Below are 7,533 nucleotides of genomic sequence, written 5' to 3'. Positions count from 1 at the left end.
AGGACCCACCCGCCGCGCTCACTCGAAGCCCTGCAACACGTGATCGACGAGTACGACAGCAAGATCAAGACCGGCAGTAGTTAATTTACGGCTCCTTATGCATAGTCAAGTTATGCGTAACTGGTTTCCAGGGCCTCGCGCGGAACCAGATGGCCTTCGCCGAACGGGAGCGCCAGGAGGCCGCCTAGGTGGAGCGGCAGTTGGCCACCGCCCTCCACTGACAGCCTTCCAGACCAAGATGCTCCGACGGATCAAGATCGGACCTGACGAGGGCCGCGTCGTCGCCGTCCTCAACGACGGCACCGGCGTGGCCTTCGACCGCCTGCAAAGCCGGGCCGGCCGCAGCGGCCCGCTGCGTGGCGCCGATTTCACCGTTCACGTCGCCCTGTTCGACGTCCTCGGCCGTCGGCGACAACGACTGGCGGCCGCGCTCGTATGCCGAGCGGCGCACCGAGTTGCTGCGTCTGCTCGACGGCGGGCCGGAATCTCTGCGCGCTGTTCCGTCGACCGAGGACATTGAGCAGGCCCTCGAGTGGGTCGGCGCGCTCTCGGGTGGATGAAGTCCCGTGCGCTTCCTGCCGGTCATTCCTGAGGTGGTGTTGGAGATCGAGTCTGATCAGGCGAGGCTGGAGTTCGGTCGTTACCGGCACCGGCCGCGTGTCCGTCGGGTTCGTGGTGACCTGACGCCGGAGCTGGTCGGTGAAGAACGTTGATCGAGGAGGCGTGACTGAGCGCCCAAGTGGCACCGTTCGCGAGATAGGTGCTCAGAGCCTCAGAGAGGTCATGAGGACTCTCCGGGCACTCTGCCTCTTCTGACCTGCGCACTTAAGATGGTGCCTATAGCAGGCGAGAGTGAGTACGTCTACGCGGTTGATTGAGTAGAGCGCCTCATGAAGTGCACGAGGGCTGCCGACGATCATCGGCTCATGAATCCTCAGACTTATGCGAGGCTCTACAGCCCGTGGAAGGCGACCCCGTTGGCTGCAGCCCGTCCAGGGGTCACGTTGCTGACAGCTCTGCTCGGCGCTGCCACGGTCCTGTCGATGGCATGGCTGACTTTCCTGGTCAGCATGATCGCACTGTGGGGAGCGGCGGAAGGGACGGCCGTCGGGGGTCTGCTCGGGGAGTACGCGGCAGGCGTGGCCGGCGGTGCCGCACTGCTTGCCGCGCTGGCCTTTGTCCCCGCGGTGCGTCGCATGACGCCGGAAGGACGTCGGCTGTTGCTGACTGCGGTGGCGTGTCCCGTCCCACTCGTTCTGGCTGTCGTGACCTGGTTGGGCGTTGGCTGACCACTTCTCCTGCCACGCATGGAACCGTTCACGGGGCGGATCACCGCAACGCCCGTGGTGACGAAGTACACCGCCCATCTACTCGCCGAACTGAGCGCCGCACTTGCCGAGAGACGCCAACCGGAGCGCCCAGTCACAGCAGGTGGGACCGGAATTGTGACTGAGCACGGTAGTGGGCCCCGAAAGACAACTGCGATGCACAGAACGCGTGCAGGTGCGCGGGCGACATGGTCGAGGGCCGGCCGCTCGTCGTTCAGGGCAGTGGGGCCCAGGGGTCGTCGTACGGTTCGGGCTCTTCCGGGTGGAGCATGCGGTGGACGCAGCGCAGGAGCCCCGGCTCGCCGCAACCGACGGCGGTCATCCAGGGCAGCACGTCCATGGCGCGGGCGCGCTCTTCAGTGGCCAGGGCGTCGACGGTGGTCTGCAGGGCGGCGGGGGCGGGTTCGTCGGTGAGGCAGAGCCAGCCGATTGCGGCGGCAAGGCGGACTTCGGGGGCCTGTGCCCGGTCCTGCCACAGCTCGCGGATCCACGCGGTGTCCGGCCGGTGCGGGTGGGCACGAGTCGTCTCTGCAGTGGCGAGAACCAAGGCGGCCATGGCCACGGGGTCCTGCTCCTTGGCGAACCGGGTGGCGAAGGCGCGTCGGACCGTATGGCCGGGGTCGGCCGCGGTGGCGAGAGCGTAGGAGGCGCCGATGCGCATGGCGGGGTCGGAGTCGTTGAGGAGGGGCAGGAGCACGGGGGTTCCGGCGGTGATCGCGGCTCGGGCGGCGGCCACCGACCAGCCCGCCGGGTAGCCGGTCACCTCGACGCCGTAGTCGTCGTAGTCGTCGAGGACGTGCTGCTGGGGGCCGGAGCGGTGGAGGAGGAGTTCGTCGCGGGAGGCGGCACCAAAGTGGCGGGCGCGGGCCGGGGCGGCGAGACCGCCGAGGGCGTCGGCTCGGTGTGGATGGTGGGGGTCGGTGGCGATCCGGATCAGGAACGGTACGGCGAGAGCTGCGGCGGCCCGGCTGTCGTCGGCGCACATGCCGATCAGCACACCCATCGCGTTACGTGCGGACCCGTCGCCGGTGCGCAGCAGGCGAACGGCATCCCGGGTCTGCTCCCCGTGAGGGAAGTTCCCCCAGGGAAGGTCGTCGAGGACGGCTCCGTCGCTGGTCTCGGGCCGGATGGTCGCCGCCACAGCCCGGATGTCGTACGGGCCTCCCGCGAACGAGGCCAGATCTGCCCCGTCCACCAGAGCCCCGCACATCGCGAACGCGGGATCGGTCCGCCAGTCCCCCACACCACACCACCCCACCGTCGAGTCCACAGAGGTTCGATCATGTGCGATCCGGACGACGCGAACCACCTGGCAGTCAGGGCGCTGCATGCCGCAGACCATCGTGAACCCAGAAACCCCCAGCTCAGCATGTCCCTGCGGCTATCGCGTGGGCCACCTATCGCGAACGGGGGCCAAGTAGCGTGCTCAAGGGCCAACTACCGCGGTCAGTCACAAGTGCCCTGACCGGTATTCGCGAAGGTACCCATGGGTGCATACGTAGGTGACGGTCACCTGCATGATCTTGCCGTCGGCGGGCTTGAGGCTGATCGCTTCGAACGGGGTCAGGTTCTGGACGTCCGTCGTGGTGCCCTGGCCGGTGAAGCAGAGTCCCTCGTCACCGGTCTGGAGCCGGACGAAGAGATGGCTCGTGGGAGTGATGTGGTTGACGTCGCAGCGGTGGATGACGGGGCCCGCGGGGGCGACCGCCCCGGCGGGGGCGGCGACAGAGACGAGGCCGAGGCCGGCCGCGAGTGCGGCCAGTCCGACTACCGTCTTGTGCCTGATGGTGGTCATGAGGCTCTCCTTCTGGTGGCAGTGGATCGAGAGCCCGGGATCAGTTCAGGACCTTCTGCTGCACCACGATATGGCCGGCGTCGGGGTTGAGGCTGCCGCCGAGCCGGCTGAAGGCACCGTCGGTCAGGTCGAGGCACTTCGGTTCCTGCGGCGTCTGCTGGAAGGTGCCGCGGTCGTTGATGCGCACGACGAGGGACTTGCCGTTGGCGACGTTGGTCACCTTCACGCGGGTCCCGAACGGCAGTTGCGGATTGCGTGTCAGCGAGGTCGCCGCGGTGTTCTTGTTGTTGTCGAAGACCTCGCCGCTGGCCGTGAGGGCTCCGGGGGGCATGGGACCGTAGTGCGTCGCCCAGCAGGTTCCGGCCTGCGGGGCGCTGGGTGCGGCCGAACTCGCCGGAGAGAGCGCCAGTATGGCGGTCAGCGCCACGGCTCCTGTGGCCAGTGGGACGTAGAGCGTTCGCTTGCTCATGCTCGCTCCTCGTTTCATGTGGCGTTGTTTCAGGTCGTGGTGGATCGGTGAAGGGAGTGATGTGCTCCTTGTCCGTGGCGGCATGCGAGAACCGGCACGGCTGTTGCCGGATGGAGGTGGGGAACTATTTCTCAGCCGGCCGCGCGATAGGCGGCGCCCACCTCGTTGGCCATCGCACCGTTGTAGAGCCCGGTGCCGCCTCCGCGGCTGGTGGAGAGGGTGAACCATGCGTACCGTTCGACGAACGGCAGCCCTTGCAGCATGGCGGTCGACTGCTCCACGAACGCGGCCTGCTGTGCCTGTGTCGGATACCTCGGCGTGCCGGTGGAGAAGTCGATCATTGCGTACTCGGTGAGCCAGATCGGCTTCTTGTAGCGGTTGTAGGCGGCCTGGAGGTAGTTCCGCAGCTGGGTTGTCGCATGCGTGGCGTCGAAGTCCCCGCCGTACCAGTGCAGGGGAATGAAGTCGACCTTGTAGTGACGGCTGGCGGCGCCCTTCATGAAGCGGTCGAGCCAGCCGTCTGCGACGTCGGCTCCGGTGGCGACAGCGGGCGCTCCGAGCCGCATCCCGGTCGACTGCAGCCGGGGCCACAGATCGAGCGCCTGCGGCATAGTCAGGTCGGCCTGCCCCGGCATATCGGGTTCGTTGAACCCGAGCAGGGTCTTGCCCTGCTGTTCGGCCTGGCCGAGTTCCGCATCGGTCACCGAGCCTTTGCCCCAGATCATGGGCACGAATTCGACGCCGGACGGGGGCGTGATCTGCTGCTTGCCGGAGGACCAGGTGTAGAACCAACCGGCTTTCGAGTCGGCCAGCGCGTTGGTGACGCCGGTGAAGTTCCAGGCGCTGACGCCCTTCTTCTTCACCGTGGCGGAGGACGCGTTCACCGCGTCGGTGGGCGTGCCGGCATGATTGCCGAACGCGAGCAGGGTCAGAGCCGCCAGAATCACGGCGAGACCACGTAAGTTGGGTGCTTTTCGCATCACTTCTTCCTTTTCATCCGGCCGCTCGTCAACCCGCGTGCACGGCTAGGGGGACCGCTTGGGCCGCGGTCACGAGGCGCGGTGGAAGGTCACGACGAAGCCGCTGCACTTGCTGCACTGCTGCATCACCTTGTTGCCTGGCTCCTGGTCCTGCCGGGACCACCCATAGGCCTTCGGGCAATGGGAGGCGACCATGTCGCTGTAGGCGGTCTTGGCGTCCCGGTTGGGATTGGTGCACAGCATCGGCTTGCCGTCCGCCAGCGCGTCAGATTGCCCGCGGGGCAGTTCGGCAGCAGGCTGTTCGCGCAGCCCACCGTGTCGCACCTGCCAGCGCCGGGGCTCACGTTCTGGGGGGCGATCGTGATCGGCACCGAGAACGCGTTCACGTAGCTCACGTCGTACCAGGGAGCGACAGCGTCCTTGGAGTCGAAGTTGAACTCCGCGAGGCTGGCGGGCTGTTCTCCGGTGTCCTTGGCACAATGGTCGGCGAAGTTGCCGCAGTCCCCGACCGTACAGTGGAAGTTGCTCCCCGGTGTCCCGGTACATCCCATGCGCACGAAGAACTTTCCGCGCCAGTAGCCGGGCGCCGTCGTCTCGGGAACGGTCACCGTCGCCGACTGGCCGGGCTCCAGGATCGGCAGCTTGTCGAGGTTCTTCGACCCGTCGGCGTTGACAGCGCTGCCGATCCAGATCTTCCTGCCGGTGCTGTTGACGAACGTGACCGTGTGGTCGATCGCCGCAGCGGCAGCCGGTGCGGCGGCGGCGGGCCGACATGTCGCAGTCGACGGTGTCGAGGATCTGGCGGGCCTTCGGTCTCAAGCCGCACCGTGCCGAGTCGTTCAAGCTGTCCACCGACCCGTTCTTCGTGGACAAGGTCCACGACGTGGTGGGCCTGCATCTCGACCCGCCGGAGCGTCCCGGTGGGCCTGGATGCGCACCTGATCGTGGACAACTACGGCACCCACAAGACCGAGCCGGTCCGCAAGTGGCTGCTGGCCCACCCCCGGTTCCACCTGCATTTCACCCCGACCGGCTCGTCCTGGCTGAACCTGGTCGGGCGGTGGTTCTGCGAGCTGACCTGCCAGAAGCTCCAGCGCAGCGTCCACCGCTCCGTCCCCGCCCTCGAACGCCAGATCCGCGCTTGGATCAAGGACTGGAACGCGGACCCCCGCCCGTACGTATGGCACAAGACCGCCGAGCAGATCCTCGACAGTGTCGCCGGTTACTGCCGACGCATCAACGTAGGTCACCAGGTCACACTGGATTCGCCTTCGAGGCCGACCACTACCGCACTATCCCGGGCTGCGCGGCGGTAGCCGCTGTGTGATCCGGTTGAACAAGTCCGTCAGCGGCTCGCTGACGTCCTGACCGAACTCGGACAGCCCGTAGGTGACCTGGGGCGGCGTCGTCGGCTCCACCTCCCGCCAGATCAAGCCGTCCTGGACCAGCGTGCGCAGGGTCTGAGCGAGCATCTTCTCGCTGATGCCCTGGATGCTGTCGCGCAGCTCGTGGAACCGAAGGTCGTTGCTCCGCAAGGAGATCAGCACCCAGATACCCCATCTGCTGGTCACGTGGTCGACCACGTTTCGCGCGGGGCAGTCGGTGTGAAAAACCTCATACCGATTGCCTATCTCAGCCTGCGTCAGCTGCGCACCGCCCTTCATGTCGGGAGCTTACCTCTGGGTACGTTCTTACGAAAAGTAAGCCCGCCTCCTAGCGTCAATTACCGCAGTGCACAACGGACTAGGAGCTGAACATGATCGTGGTGACCGGGGCTACCGGGAATGTGGGCCGACCTTTGACGCAGGCCCTGGCCGAGGCGGGCGAGCAGGTGACGGCGGTGTCGCGGCACGCGGTGGCGATGCCGGACGGAGTCCGGCATGTGACGGCGGACCTGGCCGAGCTGACAAGCCTCACACCCGCGTTGGACGGGGTGAAGGCCCTGTTCCTCCTGCTGTCCGGAGACCTGCACGCCCCCGAAGCCAGGCCGGCCGACATCATCGGCCTGGCCGCGGCCAGTGGGGTCCGCCGGGTCGTCCTGCTGTCTTCGCAGGGCGTGGCGACCAGGCCGCTCGGCCCGTCGCGGGTCGCTATGCGCGCGGTGGAGGACGCGTTGCGGGAGTCCGGCCTGGACTGGGTCGTCCTGCGACCGGGCGGTTTCGCCTCCAACGCCTTGGCCTGGGCGGAGTCCGTCCGCACGCAAGGGACGGTCGCCGCGCCCTTCGGCGACGTAGGGGTGCCGGTCATTGACCCGGCGGACATCGCCGAGGTCGCGGCGGCCTGCCTGCTGGACGACCGGCATACCGGCGGGGTCTACGAGCTGACCGGGCCGGAGGTCATCACGCCGCGTCAGCAGGCGGAGGCGATCGCCGCCGCGCTCGGCTCGCCTGTACGGTTCCACGAACTCACCCGCGACGAGGCCAAGGCCACGATGACCCGGTTCGTGCCGGCGGAACTCGCCGACGACACCCTGGACATCATCTCCGCCCCGAACCCCGCCGAACTGCGGATCAGCCCGGACGTGGAACGAGTCCTCGGCCGCGCCCCGCGCCCCTTCGACGGCTGGGTCGCCCGCAACATCGCCGTTTTCCGCTGAGGCGCAACCCAACTGAAGCACCAGGGCAGCCTCGTGCGGCTGCGGCCGCACGAGGCTGCCCACCTCCGTAGTGCCACCGTCGTCGGCGCGCGAGGTACTGGGCCGCGCAGGCGGCCCTCAGGGCAGGCCCTACAGAACAGACCGTCGCAGGGCCAGCCACGCAGTGCCGCACACCGTCGACCGCACAGAGTCACGTCTGAAGCTCGCACGGCTGCGCTTGCCAACCACGGCTGATGTCCACCAACTTCGGTCCACCGGTATCCGGCATCGCGGCGGAGCCGTTCCTGCTGCGCGCAGTCGTAACGGCCGATCCATCACGGCTGTCCGATCACCGGCATCTGCTCCGGATCTCCTCCAGGCCCACG

General features: G+C 67.5%; 10 protein-coding genes and 1 pseudogene. 4 read left to right on the top strand and 7 right to left on the bottom strand.

From position 1 onward, the window contains the following. Window positions 1–184 precede the first annotated feature (184 nt). Window positions 185–517 carry a hypothetical protein gene (locus ACIBJF_RS42510; protein WP_399182329.1) on the bottom strand — a complete coding sequence of 111 codons (333 nt, stop codon included), beginning with the start codon at window positions 515–517 and terminating at the stop codon, window positions 185–187. A 49-nt stretch (window positions 518–566) separates the two neighbouring features. Between ACIBJF_RS42510 and ACIBJF_RS42505 the strand changes: the two genes are divergently transcribed. Together ACIBJF_RS42505 and ACIBJF_RS42500 are read left to right on the top strand one after the other, a co-directional pair. Beyond that, entirely contained in the window at window positions 567–713 is a 147-nt protein-coding gene (locus ACIBJF_RS42505; RefSeq protein WP_399182327.1) for a hypothetical protein, read from the top strand. A 291-nt stretch (window positions 714–1,004) separates the two neighbouring features. Continuing rightward, entirely contained in the window at window positions 1,005–1,289 is a 285-nt protein-coding gene (locus ACIBJF_RS42500; RefSeq protein ID WP_399182325.1) for a hypothetical protein, read from the top strand. 253 nt (window positions 1,290–1,542) lie between these two features. Here ACIBJF_RS42500 and ACIBJF_RS42495 read toward each other — a convergent pair whose 3' ends face one another. From ACIBJF_RS42495 to ACIBJF_RS42475, 5 genes are all read right to left on the bottom strand, one after another. Further along, the gene (locus tag ACIBJF_RS42495) at window positions 1,543–2,571 is read right to left on the bottom strand and encodes a hypothetical protein (protein ID WP_399182324.1); all 1,029 of its coding nucleotides are present in this window, start codon (window positions 2,569–2,571) and stop codon (window positions 1,543–1,545) included. 207 nt (window positions 2,572–2,778) lie between these two features. Then, window positions 2,779–3,123 (bottom strand): hypothetical protein, encoded by a 345-nt coding sequence (locus tag ACIBJF_RS42490; protein WP_399182322.1) that lies wholly within the window; start codon window positions 3,121–3,123, stop codon window positions 2,779–2,781. Window positions 3,124–3,163: 40 nt separating this feature from the next. Continuing rightward, on the bottom strand, window positions 3,164–3,592 hold the full coding sequence (locus ACIBJF_RS42485; RefSeq protein WP_399182320.1) for a septal ring lytic transglycosylase RlpA family protein: 429 nt from the start codon (window positions 3,590–3,592) through the stop codon (window positions 3,164–3,166). 131 nt (window positions 3,593–3,723) lie between these two features. Further along, the gene (locus ACIBJF_RS42480) at window positions 3,724–4,572 is read right to left on the bottom strand and encodes a glycoside hydrolase family protein (protein ID WP_399182318.1); all 849 of its coding nucleotides are present in this window, start codon (window positions 4,570–4,572) and stop codon (window positions 3,724–3,726) included. Between the two features lie 125 nt (window positions 4,573–4,697). Next, a complete protein-coding gene (locus ACIBJF_RS42475; RefSeq protein WP_399182337.1) occupies window positions 4,698–5,258 on the bottom strand; it encodes a thaumatin family protein in 561 nt (186 codons plus the stop codon). 86 nt (window positions 5,259–5,344) lie between these two features. Between ACIBJF_RS42475 and ACIBJF_RS42470 the strand changes: the two are divergent. After that, window positions 5,345–5,888, top strand: a pseudogene (locus tag ACIBJF_RS42470) (transposase); the annotation flags it as partial. Here the strand turns inward: ACIBJF_RS42470 and ACIBJF_RS42465 are convergent. Further along, entirely contained in the window at window positions 5,865–6,236 is a 372-nt protein-coding gene (locus ACIBJF_RS42465; protein WP_399182316.1) for a winged helix-turn-helix transcriptional regulator, read from the bottom strand. The pseudogene ACIBJF_RS42470 and the gene ACIBJF_RS42465 overlap by 24 nt on opposite strands. A gap of 92 nt (window positions 6,237–6,328) precedes the next feature. Here ACIBJF_RS42465 and ACIBJF_RS42460 point away from each other — a divergent pair, with 92 nt between their 5' ends. Continuing rightward, window positions 6,329–7,168 carry an SDR family oxidoreductase gene (locus ACIBJF_RS42460; protein WP_399182315.1) on the top strand — a complete coding sequence of 280 codons (840 nt, stop codon included), beginning with the start codon at window positions 6,329–6,331 and terminating at the stop codon, window positions 7,166–7,168. Window positions 7,169–7,533 lie beyond the last annotated feature (365 nt).

It is taken from the genome of Streptomyces sp. NPDC050743 (genome assembly GCF_044456925.1).
Classification (GTDB): domain Bacteria; phylum Actinomycetota; class Actinomycetes; order Streptomycetales; family Streptomycetaceae; genus Streptomyces.
Note: the sequence above shows the minus strand (reverse complement) of the source record. Positions and strands in the feature narration are given on the sequence as shown.